This is a genomic window from Providencia sp. PROV004 (assembly GCF_011045615.1).
Lineage (GTDB): Bacteria > Pseudomonadota > Gammaproteobacteria > Enterobacterales > Enterobacteriaceae > Providencia > Providencia rettgeri.
This window is the reverse complement of record NZ_CP042859.1, coordinates 3,652,808-3,673,633: the sequence shown is the minus strand read 5'-3', so window position 1 is coordinate 3,673,633 and position 20,826 is coordinate 3,652,808. Positions and strand designations below refer to the sequence as shown.

Here is a 20,826-nt window from a genome sequence, read left to right as displayed (position 1 = left end):
TAATTGTATGGATGATTATTAGTCAATCAAATGTTGGCTATATGTAAAATATTCGTTTCAAAATGTGGGGCGTGTCGAGGTTATGATGGAGTTTGGTTTCATATGAGAAACTTGTGAAAGATTTATTCAAATAGGACTACTCATTTACGGTGTTTGGGGGGATGAGTTATGGAGAAAAGTGAAAAATAAGCTATAGGATAATAGGCTCAGTATATAAGTTAATATCAATAGGATATTAAGAGATTACATGCAATATCCTATTGATGATATATTCAAATAAACTATTTCACCTCAAAACGTTGTAAGTCCTTACTGACCGTTACTGGACCTGAGTATTGTTTTCTCACTTCATTAATCCACACATCGTCGGTAATGGATGGGTCATCTGCAGGAACTAAGTGGGTAAGTACAAGGTGTTTTACATTGGCTTGTTGGGCTATTTTGCCGACATCTTCTGCGGTCGTATGGTGGGAAATAATCGCTTTTGCCAGCGTTGAACCGTTGCCGATACGATTTGCTAAATTTTCCACCCCAGAAACTAAGACGACTTCACTGATTAAATAGTCAGCATCTTTAGCAAATTCAATGATTTGGCTATTATCAATCATATCACCAGTAATAACGATAGTTTTTCCGCCAGATTGTATTTTATAAGCGAGGGCTTCGTCTGAGTTAAAAGGTGGGTGTGGAACAAATAAGGCACTAATTTCGACATCATCATTCTTGAGTACAGACCCTTCTTGAATATCTTTTGCTGTAACCATTTGGCGCAAATCAGGTTTACCTTCATCTTTAACGCGTAAATCAATATCGCGACTAAATGTATCCCAAACACCTTTTGTCATACTTTCCGTTCCAACAGGGCCATAAACAGCGATATTATGGTTTAAACCACTGTTCCAGGCATTTAACAGTAGGGCTGGGTAATCGGCAACATGGTCACTGTGAAGGTGGGTAATAAAGATAGAATCAAGGTTTTTTAATGGGGCTTTTGATTGAACTAATCGCAAACTTGCTCCGTATCCCGCATCAAATAGGTATATTTTATCGTTCTTGATAAATGCTGTAGATTGCGGCAAACGTTTTTCATTTAATAAGGAAGGACCGCCTTTTGTTCCAAGCGTAATAATTTCATCTGCACTAGCTAGATGGCTAGCACCAAATAGCGCAGCACCGATAGAAAGAGAAACGAAAAGTTGTTTTAATTTCAAAGTATCACCTCTTTATATTATTAATAGATTGAGTTTTTTTATGAATAATATTCATTTATCCCAAGATGTTGCTATATTGTTAATATGTGAATGAGTCTACGTTTATGTATGACGGGATACTATCGTTCTTATGGACTAGGTGAATGATTTAGAAAGGTTATTTATGTTGATTTATAGAGAATAATTCTGAAAATAATTAATCAAATTAGCTATAATTCTAATATTATTTAATAGAGAAAGTTATATTGTTTACGCATTCAAGTTAAATTGGATTTTAAGTTTATATTTAAGACTGTTTAGAATTCTTAATGAATAAATGATAGGCTCTATTTTTTAATGCAATCATTATTGTATTGCTAATTAATGAATCGGTTTTTGAAAAATGAATCGGTCAATTGTACTTCCACGACTTTTCTTGATCTCAAGTGAAGCTTTTTTTATGTTTTAGCGCGAAAATATCCTTACAGTGGTAAGAGGATATCTCAGTGAAAAGTGGTATACAGTTACGCATTAAAGGGAAAGTTCAGGGGGTCGGGTTTCGCCCTTATGTTTGGCAATTAGCCCACCAATGCAAACTATTAGGTGATGTCTGTAATGATGGCGAAGGGGTGCTAGTGCGCTTATGTATTGATTCGGATATCACTGAATTTACCCAGTTATTGTACCAAAACTGCCCACCGTTAGCCCATATAGAAAGTATTGAACCGCAATCTTTTCAATGGGATAAATTACCCAACGCATTTACTATTCGCCGTAGTGGTGAAGGCAAAATGGATACCCAAGTGATCCCTGATGCCGCCACTTGCGATGCATGCCAACAAGAGCTTTTCACTCCATCAAATAGGCGCTTTCATTACCCATTCATAAATTGCACGCATTGCGGCCCGCGTTTCACGATAATTCGTCATATACCTTATGACAGGCCCAATACCGCAATGGCTGATTTTCCCTTGTGCCCTAATTGTTTAGAGGAATATCAATCCCCAGCAGATAGGCGATTTCATGCACAACCCAATGCGTGCACGGTGTGTGGCCCTGAAATTAAATTATGCGACTCATCAGGAAAAACGATTGCAAATAAAGAGAACGCATTACTCTTGGCTGCTCAACAGCTATTGGCAGGGAAAATTGTTGCTATTAAAGGGATTGGGGGCTTTCACCTTGCTTGTGATGCGAGTCATGATGAGACGGTAGAGGCTTTGCGCGTTCGTAAATGCCGCCCAACTAAGCCACTGGCGGTAATGATCCCATCACTGAATTGGTTAGAGTTGCACAATATGCCGCCTAGTGATGGGCTATGTGCATTATTAAAAAGCCCAGCAGCCCCGATTGTATTGATCAAAAATTGGAAAAATCATGTATTAAGCCAATATATTGCGCCAAACCTAGCGGAAGTCGGTGTCATGTTGCCGTCTAATCCGTTGCAACACCTATTAATGGCACAAGTTAATCGCCCATTAGTGATGACGTCAGGAAATGTATCTGGAAAGCCCCCTGTGTTGAGTGAGCAAGCTGCGCTGGCAGATTTAGCCAATATCGCTGACTTTTACCTCACTCATAATCGCGATATCGTCCAACGTGCAGATGACTCATTGGTGCGTTATCATGATGGGAAAGCGGAAATGCTCCGCCGTGCGCGGGGCTATGTTCCTGATGCCGTTGACTTACCTGAAGGGTTTGAAAATTCGCCATCAATACTGGCCTTAGGGGCGGATCTTAAAAATACCTTTTGTTTATTGCGAGACAAAAGTGCGGTAATGAGCCAACATTTTGGCGATCTTGATGACATGGATATTTTCGAACAATATCAGTCTGCGATTGCATTATTTGAATCTATTTATCGTTTCACGCCAGCAGCGATAGTCAGTGATAGGCATCCTAGTTATGTGAGTACGCGCTATGGGGAGGCATTATCACAGCAATTACAAATTCCATTACTAAAAGTGCAGCATCATCATGCGCATATTGCTGCGGTAATGGCCGAGCATGGCTTACCGTTAAATAGTAATAAAGTTATTGGGTTAGCTCTCGATGGGTTGGGGTATGGCGATGACGACCGCTTATGGGGAGGTGAATGCTTACTGGTGGATTATAAGTCCAGTCAATATCTAGGGGGGTTACCTCCAGTTGCACTACCGGGAGGGGAATTAGCTTCTCGCCAGCCATGGCGTAATTTCCTTGCTCATTGTTTACAGTTTGTTCCCCAGTGGCAAAAGCAAGAAAGTGCCGCTTATTTAATGTCATTTCCTTGGCAAGGCTTACAAAAAGCAATTGAAAAAGGAATTAATAGCCCAATGGCTTCATCCACTGGGCGGCTTTTTGATGCGGTTGCTGCAGCGTTAGGTATTTGTACGGCGCAAACCAGTTGGGAAGGGGAAGCCGCTTGCCAACTTGAGGCGATTGCAATGAAGTCACCTGTGACTACGCATCCGGTCACTATGCCGTTAGTTGGTCAACAATTGGATTTACACACATTTTGGCAACAATGGATGACGTACTGTGCGCCTAAACCACAACGGGCGCATGCATTTCATGTGGCATTAGCGCAAGGTTTTGCCGAGCTTGCAAGGAAATCAGCGAACCAATATGGTACTAAGCAAATTGTTTTGTCAGGTGGTGTGATTCATAACCAACTATTGCGAGAGCTATTAGTGAATAATCTATCTGAGTTCGATGTGTTATATGCAAAACAATTTCCCATGGGCGATGGGGGGCTATCACTTGGGCAGGTAGCTATCGCTTCTGCAGTATTGAAACATGAATCTATTATTGATGAATAGTATTATATTTATAAGATTGTATATCCACTTATAACTTTGCAGTCCATTATATTTAATGGATTATATTGTTTTTTTTGATATTGATTCTTATTTGGCATGTTCATGTTTATATTAATGGATTGTTTATTATTAATACACACATTCCGCTTAATTAATTAAGTTGCAATAATGAATTTCAATATCGCAATGAAAATAAAAGAATTTTATATTTTAAATGATGTGATATATAACGCATTATTGAAAATTAAATCCATTTATTTATATTTCTTTTCTTTTTTCAATACGGTTTACTGAATCGATTTTTCTAGCAAATATATAAAAAAATTAAAATTTCTTATTGCCTCTTGATGAAGATCAAATGATTTGGACGCGGTAGGAATAGGATCTTATTTTATATTTATGCATCAGGTTACTTAAATAAGAATTTATTTCATTAGACTTAGTTTTGTTAACTTTTTAAATAGAAAAATACAAGCCAAAGGTGTGTGCCTCATTTGTACACAGGGCTTTGTGGTATCTATAACCTTAAGATAATAAACAAAAATTGCCTAATGAATAGGTTCTAAGCCACCCATAATAATAGGAAAAAAGAATGATAGGAGATAACTCTATTATTTCTTCGCATGGCATTAACCGCCGTGATTTTATGAAGTTATGTACAGCACTGGCCGCGACAATGGGATTAAGCGGGAAGGCTGCAGCCCAAATAGCGGAATCTATTAGTGACCCAGCACGGCCACCGGTCATTTGGATTGGTGCCCAAGAGTGTACGGGATGTACAGAATCTTTGTTGTGTTCCACTCATCCTACGTTAGAAAATTTAATTCTCGATACCATTTCATTGGAATACCACGAGGTGTTGTCTGCTGCCTTTGGTGAGCAAGTTGAGCAAAACAAACATAACGCAATTGAAAAGTACAAAGGAAAATATGTTTTAGTTGTCGATGGTTCTATCCCACTAAAAGATAACGGTATTTATTGCATGGTAGCGGGTAAGCCGATTGTTGAGCATATTCGTGAAGTGGCTGAACACGCCGCAGCTGTGATTGCGATTGGTTCTTGCGCTTCGTGGGGCGGTGTTGCTGCAGCAGGCGATAACCCAACAGGAGCTGTGGGTTTAAACCAAGTGATTAAAGATAAAACAGTTATCAATATTCCAGGTTGCCCGCCTAATCCACATAATTTCCTTGCGACAGTCGCGCACTTAATTACGTTTAATCGCCCACCAAAATTGGATAGTAAAAATCGTCCAATGTTCGCGTACGGTCGTTTAATTCATGAACACTGTGAGCGTCGCCCTCATTTTGATGCGGGCCGCTTCGCAAAAGAGTTCGGTGATGATGGTCATCGTGAAGGTTGGTGTTTATACCATTTAGGCTGTAAGGGGCCTGAAACTTACGGGAACTGTTCCACATTACAATTCTGTGATGTTGGCGGTGTCTGGCCTGTGGCAATTGGTCACCCTTGTTATGGCTGTAATGAGGAAAATGTAGGCTTTCACAAAGCGATCCATCAGTTGGCGAGCGTGGAAAACCCAACACCACGGGTGGATAAACCGGATGTCAATAATCGTGAAGGTGGCCAAATTTCATCTACTGCTGTGGGATTAATCGGTGGTGTTGTCGGGTTAGTGGCTGGCGTCAGCGTGATGGCGGTACGTGAATTAGGCCGTCAAAAACGCCAACAAGATACTGACTCACGGGGAGAATAACCGTGAATAGACGAAATTTTCTGAAACTCTCCGCGGGGGGAGCATTACTTGCGGGAAGTTCACCCAGTTTGGCGGGGCCTGAAAACCGTCCGCCGATTCCCAATTCTTTGGGAATGCTATATGACTCGACCCTGTGTATTGGGTGTCAGGCATGCGTGACAAAATGCCAAGATATTAACCATCCGGAACGTAACCCGGTCGGGGAACAAACTTGGTCAAATAATGACAAACTAACCCCTTATACCAACAATATTATTCAGGTTTGGAGTAGCGGAACAGGCGTTAATAAAGACCAAGAAAAAGACGGTTACGCCTACATTAAAAAACAATGTATGCATTGTGTTGACCCTAACTGTGTGTCGGTTTGCCCTGTTCAAGCCCTGAAGAAAGACCCAAAAACTGGCATTGTTCATTACGATGCCAGCGTATGTACCGGCTGCCGTTATTGCATGGTGGCGTGTCCTTTTAATATTCCGAAATATGCCTACGATGACAAATTTGGCGCAATTCATAAATGCGAGTTATGTAACCAAAAAGGTGTCGAACGTTTAGATAAAGGCGGCTTACCCGGTTGTGTTGAAGTTTGTCCAACGGGCGCGGTGATTTTCGGAACGCGAGAAGAATTGCTCGCGGAAGCCAAAAAACGCTTAACACTCAAAGTGGGTGATGAGTACGGTTACCCACGACAAACCTTACATAGCAATGACCCGAATGTCATTAAAGTACCGAAATATGAGGCTCATGTTTATGGCGAGCTCGAAGGCGGTGGCACGCAAGTTATTGTTCTTTCAGGTGTACCCTATCAAAACCTTGGGCTGCCTGAGTTAGAACAGTTGTCCACAGGAGCCCGTTCTGAGTATGTGCAGCACACGCTTTATAAAGGCATGGTACTGCCATTGGCCGCGTTGGCTGGGTTGAGTTTCTTGGTGTATCGCAATACCAAGAATGACAAACACGAAGGAGATGACTCAAATGACGACGCATCATAAAGAACAGCCGCTAGGCGGGCGTTTAGTCAGTTGGCCAATCATGGTATTTGGGCCCTTAGTGCTGATTTGTGTCATCTTGATAGTTAAACGTTTAGTCTTCGGCCTAGGTTCAGTTTCTGACCTAAATGGTGGCTATCCTTGGGGAATTTGGATTGCTTTTGACTTACTGATTGGAACCGGTTTTGCTTGTGGTGGTTGGGCGCTGGCTTGGGCAGTATATGTATTTAACCGCGGTGAATATCATCCGTTAGTGCGTCCCGCACTATTAGCCAGTTTGTTTGGTTACTCTCTCGGTGGGTTGTCCATCACCATTGACGTAGGTCGCTACTGGAACTTGCCTTACTTTTACATTCCTGGTTTCTTTAACACCAATTCGGTGCTGTTTGAAACTGCGGTTTGTATGACGATTTATATTGGTGTGATGGCATTGGAATTTGCCCCCGCACTGTGTGAACGTTTTGGTTGGAAAGTTTCGTTAAAACGCTTAAATAAAGTGATGTTTTTCATTATTGCGCTAGGAGCGTTATTGCCGATGATGCACCAATCATCAATGGGTTCATTGATGATTTCGGCAGGGTATAAAGTTCATCCTATTTGGCAAAGTTATGAAATGCTGCCATTACTCTCATTACTAACCGCATTCATTATGGGCTTTTCGATTGTCATTTTTGAAGGGTCATTACTCCAAGCCGCATTACGTGGGCAGGGCGCAGATGAACGACCACTGTTTGTTCGTATCACTCGTATCTTGCAGGTACTGTTAGTACTGTTTTTGGTCTGTCGTTTTGGGGAGCTGATTTATCGAGATAAATTGCACCATATCTTCAATACCGATTTCTACGCCATGATGTTCTGGATAGAAACCGCATTAATGGTTTTCCCATTGATTATTTTCCGCATGCCATCACTAAGAAATGATTCACGGTGGTTATATGCAAGCGGTTTAAGCATGTTGATTGGCGCTGCCATGTGGCGGATGAGCTATTCCCTCGTTGCATTCAACCCCGGAGGCGGATACGACTACTTCCCAACAACAGAAGAACTTTTAATTTCAATAGGTTTCGTGGCAATAGAGGTATGCGCTTATATCTTATTGATCCGCTTATTACCTGTTATTCCAGCATTGAAAAAAACAACGATGAGCCATTCAGAGGCCCGAGGTAAAGCATGAGCCAACGTATAACAATAGACCCAGTCACTCGTATCGAAGGTCACTTACGCATTGATTGTGAAATTGAAGATGGAAAAGTCACCAAGGCTTGGGCTTCAGGCACGATGTGGCGCGGTATGGAAGAGATAGTCAAAGGGAAAGACCCCCGTGATGCTTGGATGATTATGCAGCGTATCTGTGGGGTTTGTACTACAGTGCACGGTATTGTATCGGTACGCACCATTGAAAGTGCCTTAAATATTGATGTCCCTGTTAATGCGCAGTATATCCGTAATATGATTCTAGCCGCGCATACCATTCAAGACCATATTGTTCATTTCTATCAATTATCTGCGTTAGATTGGGTGGATATCACCTCTGCGCTGAATGCAGACCCCAATAAAGCGGCCGAAATCCTAAGAGGCGTTTCGACGTGGCCACTGAATAGCCCAGAAGAGTTCACACGAGTTCAAGACAAAATTAAAAAACTGGTTGCCAGTGGGCAATTGGGTATTTTTGCTAATGGGTATTGGGGGCACCCAGCGATGAAGCTGTCGCCTGAGGTAAACTTAATTGCCGTGGCCCACTATTTACAAGCCCTTGAATGTCAGCGAGATGCTAACCGTATTGTGGCATTATTAGGCGGGAAAACACCGCATATTCAAAACCTTGCAGTTGGTGGTGTGGCAAACCCTATTAACCTTGATGGTGTCGGGGTTCTGAACCTTGAACGTTTGATGTATGTGAAATCCTTTATTGACCGTTTAGGGGATTTTATTGAGCAAGTGTATAAGATTGACGCAGCAGTGATTGCAGCGGGCTACCCTGAATGGCTCGAAGTCGGTCAAGGCGCGAAACATTACATGTGCATGCCTGAAATGCCAATGGATGGTAAAAACGGGAGCTTCCTATTACCGGGCGGTTATCTTGAAAACAGCGATTTTAGTACTTATCGCCCCATTACTAGCCATACAGACGAGTATTTGATCAACGGTATCAAAGAAAGTAGCAAACATGCATGGTACAAAGAAAATGAACCTCAAGCACCGTGGGAAGGTACCACGAACCCAGATTACACCGGTTGGGATGATGACGGTAAATATTCATGGGTAAAAGCACCGACTTTCTATGATAAAACCGTCGAAGTGGGGCCATTAGCAGACTTACTGTGCAAACTAGCGGCAAAACATGAACCGACAGAAAAACACTTTAATGATGTGGTAAACCTGTATCAAACATTGACAGGTAACAGTATTAGTGTGGATCAACTGCATTCAACATTGGGGCGGATTATCGGACGTAGTGTTCGTTGCTGTGTATTGAATGAAACCTTGTCAATTCAATGGCAAGCGCTGGTGGACAACATCGCAAAAGGGGATCACACCACCTTTGTAAAACCAATTTTCCCAGAAAATATCACTATTAAAGGTGTTGGTTTTGGTGAAGTACCTCGAGGTTTGTTATCCCACTGGGTGGTTATCAAAGACGGTAAAATTGAAAATTACCAAGCGGTAGTACCTTCTACTTGGAACTCCGGCCCTCGTAATTTCAATGATGAGCCGGGCCCTTATGAGCAAGCATTGGTAGGAACTCCCGTTGCTGACCCATCTAAACCCCTTGAGGTGGTGCGAACCATTCACTCATTTGACCCTTGTATGTCTTGTGCGGTGCACATTGTTGACCCTGAAGGTGGCGAAGTCACTAAGGTTAAGGTGCTGTAATGCGTATTTTAGTCTTAGGTGTTGGCAATATACTGCTCAGCGATGAAGGTATTGGGGTACGCATCGTTGAGGCTTTAGAACAGCGCTATCATCTACCTGAATGCGTAGAAGTACTTGATGGCGGAACGGCAGGAATGGAGCTAATTGGCCCAATGGCGGATAGAGACCATTTAATTATTGCTGACGTCGTGTTATCGAGCCAGCAGGCTGGCTCGATTTTAGTCTTGCGCGATGACGAAGTTCCTGCGTTATTTACGCGTAAAATCTCCCCGCATCAACTCGGTTTATCAGATGTGCTATCGGCTTTGCATTTAACCGATGAATTCCCACAGAAGCTAACATTAGTGGGTGTTGTGCCTGAATCCCTCGAACCGCATATTGGTTTGACAGCAACTGGGCAGGCCGCTTTAGAGCCTGCTTTACAAAAGGTCATTGAGGTTTTGCGAAGCGAAGGCTTGGAAATCATAGCAAAAGAAGAGAGTTTGCATGTCGGATGAAATCTTAGGTTATGACACTAACCCTCGGCCTCTGGTGGAGGCCGCATTTACGCGCGTTGCTGAACAATCAATGCATGATTTGTCATTTTTGCATCCAACGATGCCAGTGCATGCCAGTGAATTCTCACTGTTTGACGGGCAATGGGTGGGCGTGGTGATCACGCCATGGATGCTCAGTGCGATTATTCTACCGGGGCCTGAACAATATTGGCCTCACCGCGTGGTCGGTGACAAGGTTGGGTTAATTCTTCCCTATGGTGAAATGACGTATACCGTGGGTGAATTAGACGGTTTAACTCAATATGTTGCTTGCTCATTAATGTCACCATTAGAAAAGAAAATGACACCGGAACAAGGTATTCACCTAGTGGATGATTGCCAGCGAATATTGCTATCGCTCCCAGTGAGTGACCCAAATATTCCTCAAGCACCTGAACGCAGGGCATTGTTTACCCGTCACTTAAGGGGGCAGGATGCATGAGATTTCGTTATGCCAAAGTACGATAGAAATTATTGAACAGCAGGCGAAAAAAAATGCAGTTAGCCGAGTCACTGGTGTTTGGCTTGAAATTGGTGCGCTCTCTTGTGTTGAAGAGAGTGCATTTCGCTTCAGCTTTGATGTCGTTTGCCGTGGTACGGTTGCAGAAGGCTGCCAGCTCCACATCATTTACTCGCCCGCACAAGCATGGTGTTGGGATTGCAGTGAAACGGTGGAGGTAGACAGCCACCAATCGGTTTGTCCACGCTGTCAGGGGCTGAACCTGAAAGTTGAGAGTGGAGAGAGTTTGCGCATCAAAGAGTTGGAAGTGGAATAGCTTTTGGAACTGACTTTGAGGTGTATCAACCAGGCTCAATAGATTATGTATTAATCTAATTTAACAATTTAGCGGTTGGGAGTGAAACTTATGTGTAGTACTTGTGGATGTGCATCGGGAGAGCGAAAAATTGAGGGGGATGACCATCATCATGGTCACGACCACCACCACGATCACGACCATCATGACCACCACCATGATCATGAATCTCACGGGCAAACAGTGATTATTCATCACCATTACTATCATCAAGGTGATGTGCATAACCATTATCACCAATATGAACCCGCACCTGCTGAAAATAAATCTAAAAAGCATAAACACAAACATAAGCATAAACATATTTATCAAACGGCAGAGGCGAGTTTTAAACCAGCTGGGGAACACCATGACCTTGATTATGGTCACGGTGAAGCGGGTACCCATGCACCGGGGATCAGCCAAAAGCGCATGCTACAAATTGAGATGGATGTATTAGATAAAAATAACCATCTGGCAGAACATAACCGCGAGGATTTTAACCAGAAAAATATTTTGGTATTGAACCTCGTTTCTAGCCCAGGTTCTGGAAAAACGACCTTACTCACAGAAACCTTATTAAGGCTACGTGACAAAATCAATTGTGCAGTGATTGAAGGTGACCAACAAACCACTAATGATGCACAACGGATCCGCGAAACGGGTGTGCCTGCGATTCAAGTGAATACAGGAAAAGGCTGTCACTTAGATGCACAAATGGTACACGATGCAACGGCACGTTTAGATTTATCAGATAACAGCCTGTTATTTATCGAAAATGTTGGGAACCTCGTGTGCCCTGCCAGTTTTGACTTAGGGGAGCGCCATAAAGTGGCGGTGCTGTCGGTCACGGAAGGGGAAGATAAACCTCTCAAATATCCACATATGTTTGCGGCAGCAGATATTATGTTATTGAATAAAATTGATTTATTGCCATACCTGAATTTTGATGTCGATGCGTGTATTGCCAATGCCAAACAGGTGAACCCCAATATCCAAGTTATTCAAGTGTCTGCGACACGTGGCGAAGGGATGGATGCATGGCTGGCATGGTTGGAGACACAGCTATGTGCTTAGGTATTCCGGGCAAGATAGTTGCAGTTGGTGAAGATATTCACCAACTCGCTCAAGTGGATGTTTGTGGTGTAAAACGCGATGTTAATATTGGCCTAATTTGTGAAGGCGAAACCACTGATTTATTAGGCCAATGGGTATTGGTGCACGTCGGGTTTGCCATGAGTATCATCAATGAAGAAGAAGCACAATCTACCTTGGATGCCTTAACCGCGATGAGTCAATTAGACCATGAAGTTGGTGATTTTAGCGGTTTAAATGCAGGAGCAACAGATGCAGTACGTCGATGAATTTCGCGACCCTGTTCTTGCAAAAGCGCTATTGGCGCATATTCATCAACGGGTGAATGAAATACCTCAAGCGAAACGACGTCCATTGCAGCTCATGGAAGTCTGTGGAGGCCATACCCACGCGATTTTTAAGTTTGGTATTGACCAGTTATTACCCGCTGAAATTGAATTTGTTCATGGGCCAGGTTGCCCTGTGTGCGTTTTACCAATGGGACGAATTGATGGCTGTATTGAAATTGCACAGCACCCAGAGGTTATCTTTTGTACTTATGGTGATGCAATGCGAGTGCCGGGCGAAAAGGGCTCTTTACTTGACGCCAAGCGTAATGGGGCGGATGTCCGCATCGTTTATTCACCGCTAGATGCTTTGGCATTAGCAGAGCAGCATCCCCATCGCCAAGTGGTTTTCTTTGGCTTAGGCTTTGAAACCACCATGCCGAGCACCGCAATCACCTTGCAGCAAGCAAAACGCCGCCAACTAGCCAATTTTAGTGTGTTCTGCCAGCATATTACGATTATTCCCACCTTGCGTAGCTTACTTGAACAACCGGATGTGCGTATTGACGGTTTTTTAGCGCCAGGGCACGTGAGCATGGTGATTGGCGCGCATCCCTACCAGTTTATTACCGAAGACTTCCATAAGCCTTTGGTTGTCACAGGGTTTGAACCCCTAGATATTTTGCAGTCATTAGCCATGTTAATTGACCAAATCGCCGATGGCCGTTGTGAGGTAGAAAACCAATATAAACGCATTGTGGCTAATGAAGGCAACCTGTTAGCACTTAAGGCGCTAGAGGAAGTTTTTGAACTCAAACAAACCAGTGAGTGGCGCGGATTGGGGGAAATTGCAGGTTCAGGGGTTCAATTAACCCAAGCTTATCAATTTTTTGATGCCGAGAGGCGTTTTCAGGTACAGCTCCATAAAGTGGCGGATGACCCGCAAGCGCGCTGTGGTGAGGTTTTAACAGGGCGCTGTAAGCCCAGCGAATGTACGTTATTTGGGCGTCGTTGTACGCCACAAACTGCTTTTGGCGCATTGATGGTTTCTTCTGAAGGTGCTTGCGCAGCTTATTATCAATATCGTCGGGAGGCATAAATGAGTCGTAATGCTAACAATGTAGTGACGATGGCTCATGGAAGTGGTGGGCAGGCGATGCAGCAATTAATTGAACAGTTATTTTTGCAGGCGTTTGCAAACCAAGCATTGAATGAGCGGGAAGACCAAGCTCGGCTAGCATTGTCGGAAATGACCGTATTAGGCGATCGTTTGGCATTCAGTACCGATAGCTATGTCATCGACCCGATTTTTTTCCCCGGAGGTAATATTGGTAAATTAGCCGTTTGCGGCACAGTGAATGACGTCGCAGTCAGTGGTGCTATTCCCAAATACCTTTCTTGCGGTTTTATTTTGGAAGAAGGCTTTCCACTTTCTGAACTTACCTCAATTGTGGAATCCATGGCGGCAACGGCAGCGGCTGCGGGTGTGGATATTGTGACCGGCGATACCAAAGTCGTGCAGCGCGGGGCGGCAGACAAAATTTTTATCAATACGGCCGGTATTGGTGTGATCCCGAGCAATATCCAGTGGGGAGCTCAGCATATTCAAGCGGGGGATAAAGTGATTGTTAGTGGTACGTTGGGTGACCATGGTGCCACTATCTTAAACCTACGCGAACAACTTGGGTTAGAAGCGGAGCTTTGCAGTGATTGTGCAGTATTAACGCCATTGATAGCACCGCTACGTGAAATTGACGGCGTTCGGGCATTACGAGACGCAACTCGTGGTGGTGTAACGGCAATCCTACATGAATTTGCCCAAGCTAGCGGCTGTGGAATTGCTGTTAATGAAGGCGATTTACCTGTCTCTTCTGCGGTTAGGGGGGTGTGTGAGCTATTGGGCTTAGAGCCGTTAAACTTTGCGAATGAAGGCAAATTAGTGATTGTGGTGAAACCTGAAGCGGAAAGTGCGGTGATTGCTGCACTACACCAACACCCATTAGGGAAAGATGCAGCCACGATTGGTTGTGTGACTGAGCAAAAACAAGTCAAATTGGTTGGGATCTTCGGTACATCAAGGTTATTAGATTTACCCCACAGTGAGCCTTTACCCCGTATTTGTTAATTGAAAATGCCCTATAGATAAAACCTATAGGGCGTTCAAATCTATTAACGTCTTAACATACCTTTATCGATAATAAACTCGATAATGGTTTCTAAGCCGACTTTTTTCTTTAAGTTAGTAAACACATAGGGCTTTACTGGGCGCATTCTTGCGGTATCGGCTTCCATCACTTCTAATGAGGCGCCGACATAGGGTGCAAGGTCAATTTTGTTAATCACCAATAAATCGGAATGAGTGATCCCCGGGCCGCCTTTACGTGGGATTTTTTCGCCTTCAGCAACATCGATAACATAAATAGTTAAGTCTGCCAGCTCTGGACTAAACGTCGCGCTGAGGTTATCGCCGCCGCTTTCCACAAACACGATATCAAGGTTTTTATGGCGCATGGCTAACTCTTCAACTGCCGCTAAATTCATTGATGCATCTTCACGAATAGCGGTATGAGGGCAGCCACCAGTTTCAACACCAATAATGCGATCTGCATCTAATGCTTCGGCACGGGTTAAAATTTTGGCATCTTCTTGGGTGTAAATATCATTAGTGACAACGGCAATTTGGTAAGTGTCGCGCATGGCTTTACATAACACTTCTAATAATGCGGTTTTTCCTGAGCCGACTGGCCCACCGACACCAATTCTTAAGGGTTGATTATATTCTTGCATAGCATTTTTCTCATGAACGAAAAAGTCGTGTGTATTGGGTTTCATGCCGACTACTGGCAATAATTTGTGCAGGTGTAAAACTGCCAATATCGTCTATTGGCCAGATTGCCGATTGCGTAACCACTTCGGGTATGCGCTCAGCAAGGGTAAATAAAATATTTTGCCCTGCGCTTTGCCCTAAAGGGATAAGCTTAACACCGGACATCACCGTGTTTTCTAGCCAACCCCATGCATACGCGGTGCACAATTTTTCAACGTCAATCTGCCAATTTACTGCGGCGAGAGCGAAAGCCATTAGCTGGGTTTGTTTCACACAGGTTTGCAGGTTAGCATCCAGTTCAATACCTAGCTGAGGAAGTAGTCGGGCAAAAGCAATTCCTCGTTGCCGCTCTTCTTGACGCAATTCTTTGGTTTCACGGCTGGCAATCATAAATTCACACCAATATTTCACCGCTTCAATATCACCAAGGGAAAGGGAAGTATGAATTTGCCGTAAAACAGGGAGTTCCAATGTCGCAATCGCATGGGTCATTTGTGCGGTTAGCCAGCCAGCAAGGGTATCAGGTGTCGTTACCCAGCCTTTTTCAATCGCCCATTCTAGGCCTTGTGAATAGGTAAATGACCCAACAGGTAAAGAAGGGCTAACTAACTGGTATAAGCGTAGATCTGCTAACATAGGCAAACTCCCTGAACCCGATTAGTGGTGGTGATCATCGTGGCCGTGATGGTGGTGATGACCACCTGATGAGCCGCCATAGGCCCCTGGTTCTGGTTGGTACTTTTCTAAACCGACACTGACGGTAGCACCTAATCCACGGGCCATATCATCTAGCACATGGTCATGAAAATAACGGCACCAGCCCGCTTCAATTTGCAATGGAACATGGCGGTTACCTAAGTGATAGCAAACGCGAGCAAGCAACAGAGCGTCATCACTGTAAACCGTAGAAACTTGCTCTTTCGCGGCTTCGATGGTGACTAACTCGCCGTCTTCAGTGGATAAAACATCGCCTTCCTTCAGGATGGTTCCGCGCGGCAAAAATAGCCCCGCTTCTTGCCCATCGCTTAAAGTGACTTTTAAACGGCTTTTGGTGCGCTCATCCATGGTTAAGCACAGGGTTAACGCGGTTGGTGAATGCGGTTGTGGAGCAACCACTTTAATAAATTTTTTCATTCTCAGGCTCTTTTAATTAGGGGTCAGAATAAAAAGTAACGTTGTGCCATCGGTAACTCAGTCGCTGGTTCACACACTAGTGGGATGCCATCGGCTTTGACAATATAAGTTTGTGGGTCAAGTTCGATGTGCGGCACATAACTGTTGTGAACCATTGAGGTTTTGCTAATGTTTCGACAGCCTTCAACCCGGCCAATTTTGCTCTGTAGGCCTAATTTTTCAGGAACACCTGCTTCAATACCGGCTTTTGACATAAAAATCATCGAGGTATGGTATTTTGCTTTACCTAACGCCCCAAACATCGGGCGGTAATGTACTGGCTGTGGCGTCGGGATTGCCGCGTTAATATCGCCCATTGGCGCATAGGCGACCATTCCCCCTTTCATGATAAGGGCGGGTTTGATACCAAAAAATGCAGGGTCCCATAACACGATATCAGCTAATTTGCCGATTTCTACCGAACCGACTTCATGGGCGATACCGTGGGCGATAGCGGGGTTAATGGTATATTTCGCCACATAGCGTTTGATACGGTTATTGTCGCTATCGAGAGTGTCGCCTTCTAACGTCCCACGCTGTAATTTCATTTTATGAGCGCATTGCCAAGTACGAGTAATCACTTCGCCAACGCGTCCCATGGCTTGTGAGTCTGAAGACATCACAGAAATTGCACCCATATCGTGTAAAATATCCTCCGCAGCAATGGTTTCACGGCGAATTCGAGACTCAGCAAAAGCCACATCTTCTGGAATCGATGGGTCTAAGTGGTGGCATACCATTAACATATCCAAATGCTCATCAACGGTATTGATGGTGTATGGCATCGTTGGATTGGTCGACGCTGGCAGAATATTCGGTTCCCCAACGGATTTGATGACGTCAGGGGCATGGCCACCGCCAGCACCTTCAGTATGGAATACGTGGATCACTCGCCCTGCAATAGCTTTCACGGTTTCTTCATAAAAACCACCTTCATTTAGCGTATCTGAATGGATAGCCACTTGCACATCCATTTCATCGGCCACATTCAAGCAGTTGTGAATAGCCATTGGGGTAGCGCCCCAGTCTTCGTGAATTTTTAAGCCTATTGCGCCCGCTTCGATCTGTTCGCGAATCGCTTCGGGCTGACTGACACAGCCTTTACCAAATAGCCCGACGTTGATCGGCAGTTCATCAACGGCTTCTAACATGCGGTACATATTCCAAATACCGGGGGTGACGGTCGTGGCATTAGTACCCGCCACAGGGCCAGTTCCACCGCCTATAAAGGTGGTAACACCGGAAACCAGACCTTCTTCTGCCTGTTGTGGGCAAATAAAATGAATGTGAGTATCAACGCCACCCGCGGTGATAATTTTACCTTCACCAGCAACCACTTCTGTGCCGGGGCCGATAACGATATCAACATTGGGTTGAACATCGGGGTTGCCTGCTTTACCAATCCCCGCAATACGGCCGTTTTTAATTCCGATATCCGCTTTAACAATGCCCCAGTGGTCTAAAATAATGGCATTAGTGATTAACACATCGACACACTGGTCACTGGTGACTTGGCTTTGACCCATGCCGTCACGAATAACTTTACCGCCACCAAATTTGACCTCTTCACCATAGGTGGTGAAATCTTTTTCGATCTCTAGAAATAATTCTGTATCAGCTAAGCGCAAGCGGTCACCGGTTGTGGGACCAAACATATCCGCATACGCTTGACGAGAGATTGTTTTCATTATTAATTCTCACTCTCTAACTTGCCCATGACTTTGCCATGGAAACCATAAATTTCTCGTTTGCCACTAAAAGCGACGAGCTCAACAGTACGACTTTGTCCAGGTTCAAAACGCACCGCCATACCCGCTGGGATATTCAAACGAAAACCCAGTGTGCCTACGCGCTCAAATTTTAGGGCGTCGTTGACTTCATAAAAATGATAGTGAGAGCCAATTTGAATCGGGCGGTCACCATGGTTGGCAACTTGTATTGTTTGGGTTTCTCGACCTGCATTGAGTTCGATATCGCCTAAAGCGTGGTTGACTTTAATTTCACCGGGGATCATGTTGTTACCTATACAATCGGGTCGTGAATAGAAACCAGTTTTGTGCCATCAGGAAATGTACATTCCACTTGAATGTCTTTGATCATTTCTGGCACGCCTTCCATTACCTGCTCTGCGGTTAACACGGTTCGGCCTTCGCTCATTAATTGGGCAACCGTCTTGCCATCACGGGCGCCTTCCATAATCGCACAACTGATCAATGCGACCGCCTCAGGGTAATTGAGCTTTAATCCACGGGCTAAACGCCTTTCAGCAACGAGGCCTGCCGTAAAAAGCAATAATTTATCTTTTTCTCTGGGGGTTAATTCCATTTTTTGCTCCTAAAAAACGTTTAAGTTGCCCAAATACGCGGCGGATCAGGGTAATAACCTAACCAGTATTGTCTTGTTGCCTGCCAAATATGGGCGAAGCAAGCCATCATGGGCTCGGTTTGAGAACCTAATAACCGCAATACTAAAATACCGTCTACATCAGTCAGTCCATACTCAAGCGGCCTCACTTCCGTAGAGAAAAACACGGCCAAACTCTCGTGAAGTTCAGCTTTTAATTCATCGCTGGCGGGGTAGATATACAAGGAACCTACCATAGGAAATTCACGCATGACGGCTGACTGTTTTTGTGAACCCTCGATAAATATGGATTCTGCCAAGGTGAGTTTGTCATCAATATAAAACTGCAAGCGGCCCCGAATATCACCGTTGTCGAATTGCTCGTTTAATACGGGTCGGCCTAAACATTGGATTTCCCAGCCGATAAATTTTGATGAACTTGCGATTCGAACATGAGTTTCTAAGCGAACTTGAGCCTCAGGGAAAAAAATATTTTCTTGAGGTAACCATTCTAAGAACCCATTGGGCGCGACGGTTAAGCTTTGTAGTTGTCGTGCAACGCCGCCCGCACTACGATAAAATTTTGTTGCACCAGGCGTGGTCAATAACGCATGGGCATGTGGTTGAACATCAATATTGATAAGGAGTTTATCCCCCCCGACAACGCCACCGGGTGGATGAAGTAAATACGTGTGTGCAATTCCTTGCTCGGGGTAGAATGGCCGCTGAACCATTAAAGGGCCGATATGTTGTTTGTCCGTTAAGCGGGTGACGCCACGTTTTAGTTCATATCGTAAAAAAATTTCAGCTAACCAGCCTGATCCTGAAAAATCAGACATACTTTCTCCTGCAACTCAGTCAACTAAAAATACGCGAACATGTTTAGCTATACCCCAGCAAAAATTGGGTATTTATGATGTAAAAGCTAATGCAAGTAGGGTAGGGTGTGAGTGAATACCAAAATCATTATTATTATGCAGTGTTGTTGGCTGCATGTGTCTGCCGCGCGATTCTACACCTTATATCGAAAATTGCCTTTCAATTAAACAGCATTTTATTTAGAAAATATAACAACCATCAAAATAACAGTAAAAAATGAGCGTATATCTATATTGCGATTTCAGCGTAACGGGACTATATTCTCATCCGCACTGATATGGGGTTGATATGCTTTTGCTACGTGGCTTTATATCTATTCAACAATCCCTTTTCTTGGGAAGTCATTCTGACATTAACTGCAGTTTATAGAGATTATGGAATATAAATTCTTTCTTTCGGAAAGCCAAATGGTGTTAAAAGCGTTTTATATTGAAAACGCGATGATAGCCATGTTAACTGGCGCGAAAGGAAATGTCGTGATCAACGGTCAATCCATTGAAATTGAAACCGATGTCACCTTAATTATTCCTAAATATAGCCAAGTTTCTTGCAATATTGTGTGTAACACCGTGAATCAGCCGCTTGAATTACACACCTTGTCGATGTCAGAAGAAGAATTACAATCGGTATTTTTATTACTAAAAACATTGATGAAGTCGGGTGCGCCACTGACTAGCCACCAACCCATTTACCATGTTTCTCCCCCGGAAACGGTGAGAGATAACTTTAGTTTATTAAAACAATGCTTACCATTAAAAAACAGAGTGAATCCCAAGAAGCATTGTTAATGAAACAGAGCCTATATTTTATTTTAATGGCGGTATATCAAGAAGGTATCGATATTCTTAACCTGTTTCGTTTTAATTATGATGAACCGAAAAACCAAGCAATTACCCATTTGATAACCCAAGAACCGCAAAAAAAATGGCATTTAGACGATGTCGCGAAAGCGTTATTTACGACACCTTCAACTTTGCGTCGCCATTTGAACCGTGAAGGGGTGTCATTTCGTCAATTACTGCTAGATGTTCGAATGGGAATGGCGTTGAATTATTTAACATTTTCGAATTATTCTGTTTTTCAAATTAGTCATCGTTGCGGTTTTGGCAGTAATGCCTATTTTTGCGATGTATTTAAGCGAAAATACAATATGACGCCTTCTCAATTTCGGTTGCAATCAAGGCAGTCGAACGACCCGAATTTTATTACCAATTTGTCCTTGCACTCTAACCCAATTGAATTTGACAAAGAAATTGATGAGTAGTTGTTAAGGTAAGTCAAATAACGGCTTAATTTTGACGGTTTCTCGAATAAATTCGCTGTTCTATTGATGTAGCGCCTAGCAATCAGG

22 protein-coding genes are annotated in these 20,826 nt (G+C 43.7%); 14 read left to right on the top strand and 8 right to left on the bottom strand.

The annotated features are described in order from the left end of the window. Positions 1–281: 281 nt before the first annotated feature. Positions 282–1,211: an MBL fold metallo-hydrolase gene (locus FVA69_RS16760; RefSeq protein ID WP_164529127.1), complete on the bottom strand. Its 930-nt coding sequence runs from the start codon at positions 1,209–1,211 to the stop codon at positions 282–284. 485 nt (positions 1,212–1,696) lie between these two features. On the opposite strand from FVA69_RS16760, the gene hypF reads away from it, so the two are divergent. From hypF to hypE, 12 genes are all read left to right on the top strand, one after another. Then, complete coding sequence (hypF, locus tag FVA69_RS16755) at positions 1,697–3,991, top strand: carbamoyltransferase HypF (protein ID WP_164529126.1); 2,295 nt, start codon at positions 1,697–1,699, stop codon at positions 3,989–3,991. Positions 3,992–4,583: 592 nt separating this feature from the next. Further along, complete coding sequence (gene hybO, locus FVA69_RS16750; RefSeq protein ID WP_004908437.1) at positions 4,584–5,702, top strand: hydrogenase 2 small subunit; 1,119 nt, start codon at positions 4,584–4,586, stop codon at positions 5,700–5,702. A 2-nt stretch (positions 5,703–5,704) separates the two neighbouring features. Further along, positions 5,705–6,691, top strand: a complete 987-nt coding sequence (gene hybA / locus FVA69_RS16745; protein WP_110731714.1) for a hydrogenase 2 operon protein HybA — start codon at positions 5,705–5,707, stop codon at positions 6,689–6,691. Further along, entirely contained in the window at positions 6,675–7,862 is a 1,188-nt protein-coding gene (hybB, locus tag FVA69_RS16740; RefSeq protein ID WP_109911742.1) for a Ni/Fe-hydrogenase cytochrome b subunit, read from the top strand. The genes hybA and hybB overlap by 17 nt, the downstream gene beginning before the upstream one ends. Continuing rightward, positions 7,859–9,562 carry a hydrogenase 2 large subunit gene (hybC, locus tag FVA69_RS16735; protein ID WP_164529125.1) on the top strand — a complete coding sequence of 568 codons (1,704 nt, stop codon included), beginning with the start codon at positions 7,859–7,861 and terminating at the stop codon, positions 9,560–9,562. Before hybB ends, hybC begins: the two co-directional genes overlap by 4 nt. Beyond that, on the top strand, positions 9,562–10,059 hold the full coding sequence (locus FVA69_RS16730) for a HyaD/HybD family hydrogenase maturation endopeptidase (protein WP_164529124.1): 498 nt from the start codon (positions 9,562–9,564) through the stop codon (positions 10,057–10,059). Before hybC ends, FVA69_RS16730 begins: the two co-directional genes overlap by 1 nt. After that, on the top strand, positions 10,049–10,540 hold the full coding sequence (gene hybE / locus FVA69_RS16725; RefSeq protein WP_164529123.1) for a hydrogenase-2 assembly chaperone: 492 nt from the start codon (positions 10,049–10,051) through the stop codon (positions 10,538–10,540). The genes FVA69_RS16730 and hybE overlap by 11 nt, the downstream gene beginning before the upstream one ends. Continuing rightward, complete coding sequence (gene hypA / locus FVA69_RS16720; RefSeq protein ID WP_004908455.1) at positions 10,533–10,874, top strand: hydrogenase maturation nickel metallochaperone HypA; 342 nt, start codon at positions 10,533–10,535, stop codon at positions 10,872–10,874. The genes hybE and hypA overlap by 8 nt, the downstream gene beginning before the upstream one ends. 90 nt (positions 10,875–10,964) lie before the next feature. Then, entirely contained in the window at positions 10,965–11,969 is a 1,005-nt protein-coding gene (gene hypB / locus FVA69_RS16715) for a hydrogenase nickel incorporation protein HypB (RefSeq protein ID WP_164529122.1), read from the top strand. Then, positions 11,960–12,256, top strand: coding sequence for a hydrogenase maturation factor HybG (hybG, locus tag FVA69_RS16710; RefSeq protein WP_004908461.1), 297 nt, complete (start codon positions 11,960–11,962; stop codon positions 12,254–12,256). Before hypB ends, hybG begins: the two co-directional genes overlap by 10 nt. Beyond that, positions 12,240–13,352: a hydrogenase formation protein HypD gene (gene hypD, locus FVA69_RS16705; RefSeq protein WP_164529121.1), complete on the top strand. Its 1,113-nt coding sequence runs from the start codon at positions 12,240–12,242 to the stop codon at positions 13,350–13,352. The genes hybG and hypD overlap by 17 nt, the downstream gene beginning before the upstream one ends. After that, complete coding sequence (gene hypE, locus FVA69_RS16700) at positions 13,353–14,378, top strand: hydrogenase expression/formation protein HypE (protein ID WP_164529120.1); 1,026 nt, start codon at positions 13,353–13,355, stop codon at positions 14,376–14,378. A 44-nt stretch (positions 14,379–14,422) separates the two neighbouring features. Here hypE and ureG read toward each other — a convergent pair whose 3' ends face one another. Genes ureG through FVA69_RS16665 form a run of 7 tightly spaced genes read right to left on the bottom strand, consistent with a single transcriptional unit; the run spans position 14,423 to position 19,435 of the window. Next, on the bottom strand, positions 14,423–15,040 hold the full coding sequence (gene ureG / locus FVA69_RS16695; protein WP_004908472.1) for an urease accessory protein UreG: 618 nt from the start codon (positions 15,038–15,040) through the stop codon (positions 14,423–14,425). A gap of 10 nt (positions 15,041–15,050) precedes the next feature. Further along, on the bottom strand, positions 15,051–15,716 hold the full coding sequence (locus FVA69_RS16690; RefSeq protein WP_109911747.1) for an urease accessory protein UreF: 666 nt from the start codon (positions 15,714–15,716) through the stop codon (positions 15,051–15,053). 21 nt (positions 15,717–15,737) lie between these two features. Then, on the bottom strand, positions 15,738–16,214 hold the full coding sequence (ureE, locus tag FVA69_RS16685; RefSeq protein ID WP_109911748.1) for an urease accessory protein UreE: 477 nt from the start codon (positions 16,212–16,214) through the stop codon (positions 15,738–15,740). A gap of 23 nt (positions 16,215–16,237) precedes the next feature. Then, positions 16,238–17,941 carry an urease subunit alpha gene (ureC, locus tag FVA69_RS16680; protein WP_117162539.1) on the bottom strand — a complete coding sequence of 568 codons (1,704 nt, stop codon included), beginning with the start codon at positions 17,939–17,941 and terminating at the stop codon, positions 16,238–16,240. Between the two features lie 2 nt (positions 17,942–17,943). Next, positions 17,944–18,267 carry an urease subunit beta gene (locus FVA69_RS16675; protein WP_004908481.1) on the bottom strand — a complete coding sequence of 108 codons (324 nt, stop codon included), beginning with the start codon at positions 18,265–18,267 and terminating at the stop codon, positions 17,944–17,946. Positions 18,268–18,275: 8 nt separating this feature from the next. Continuing rightward, on the bottom strand, positions 18,276–18,578 hold the full coding sequence (locus FVA69_RS16670) for an urease subunit gamma (RefSeq protein WP_004908484.1): 303 nt from the start codon (positions 18,576–18,578) through the stop codon (positions 18,276–18,278). 20 nt (positions 18,579–18,598) lie between these two features. Beyond that, complete coding sequence (locus FVA69_RS16665) at positions 18,599–19,435, bottom strand: urease accessory protein UreD (protein ID WP_117162538.1); 837 nt, start codon at positions 19,433–19,435, stop codon at positions 18,599–18,601. A gap of 414 nt (positions 19,436–19,849) precedes the next feature. Here FVA69_RS16665 and FVA69_RS21425 point away from each other — a divergent pair, with 414 nt between their 5' ends. Next, positions 19,850–20,263: a hypothetical protein gene (locus FVA69_RS21425; RefSeq protein WP_241254166.1), complete on the top strand. Its 414-nt coding sequence runs from the start codon at positions 19,850–19,852 to the stop codon at positions 20,261–20,263. Then, complete coding sequence (locus tag FVA69_RS21420; protein WP_238789257.1) at positions 20,263–20,739, top strand: helix-turn-helix transcriptional regulator; 477 nt, start codon at positions 20,263–20,265, stop codon at positions 20,737–20,739. The genes FVA69_RS21425 and FVA69_RS21420 overlap by 1 nt, the downstream gene beginning before the upstream one ends. The last annotated feature ends 87 nt before the right edge of the window (positions 20,740–20,826 follow it).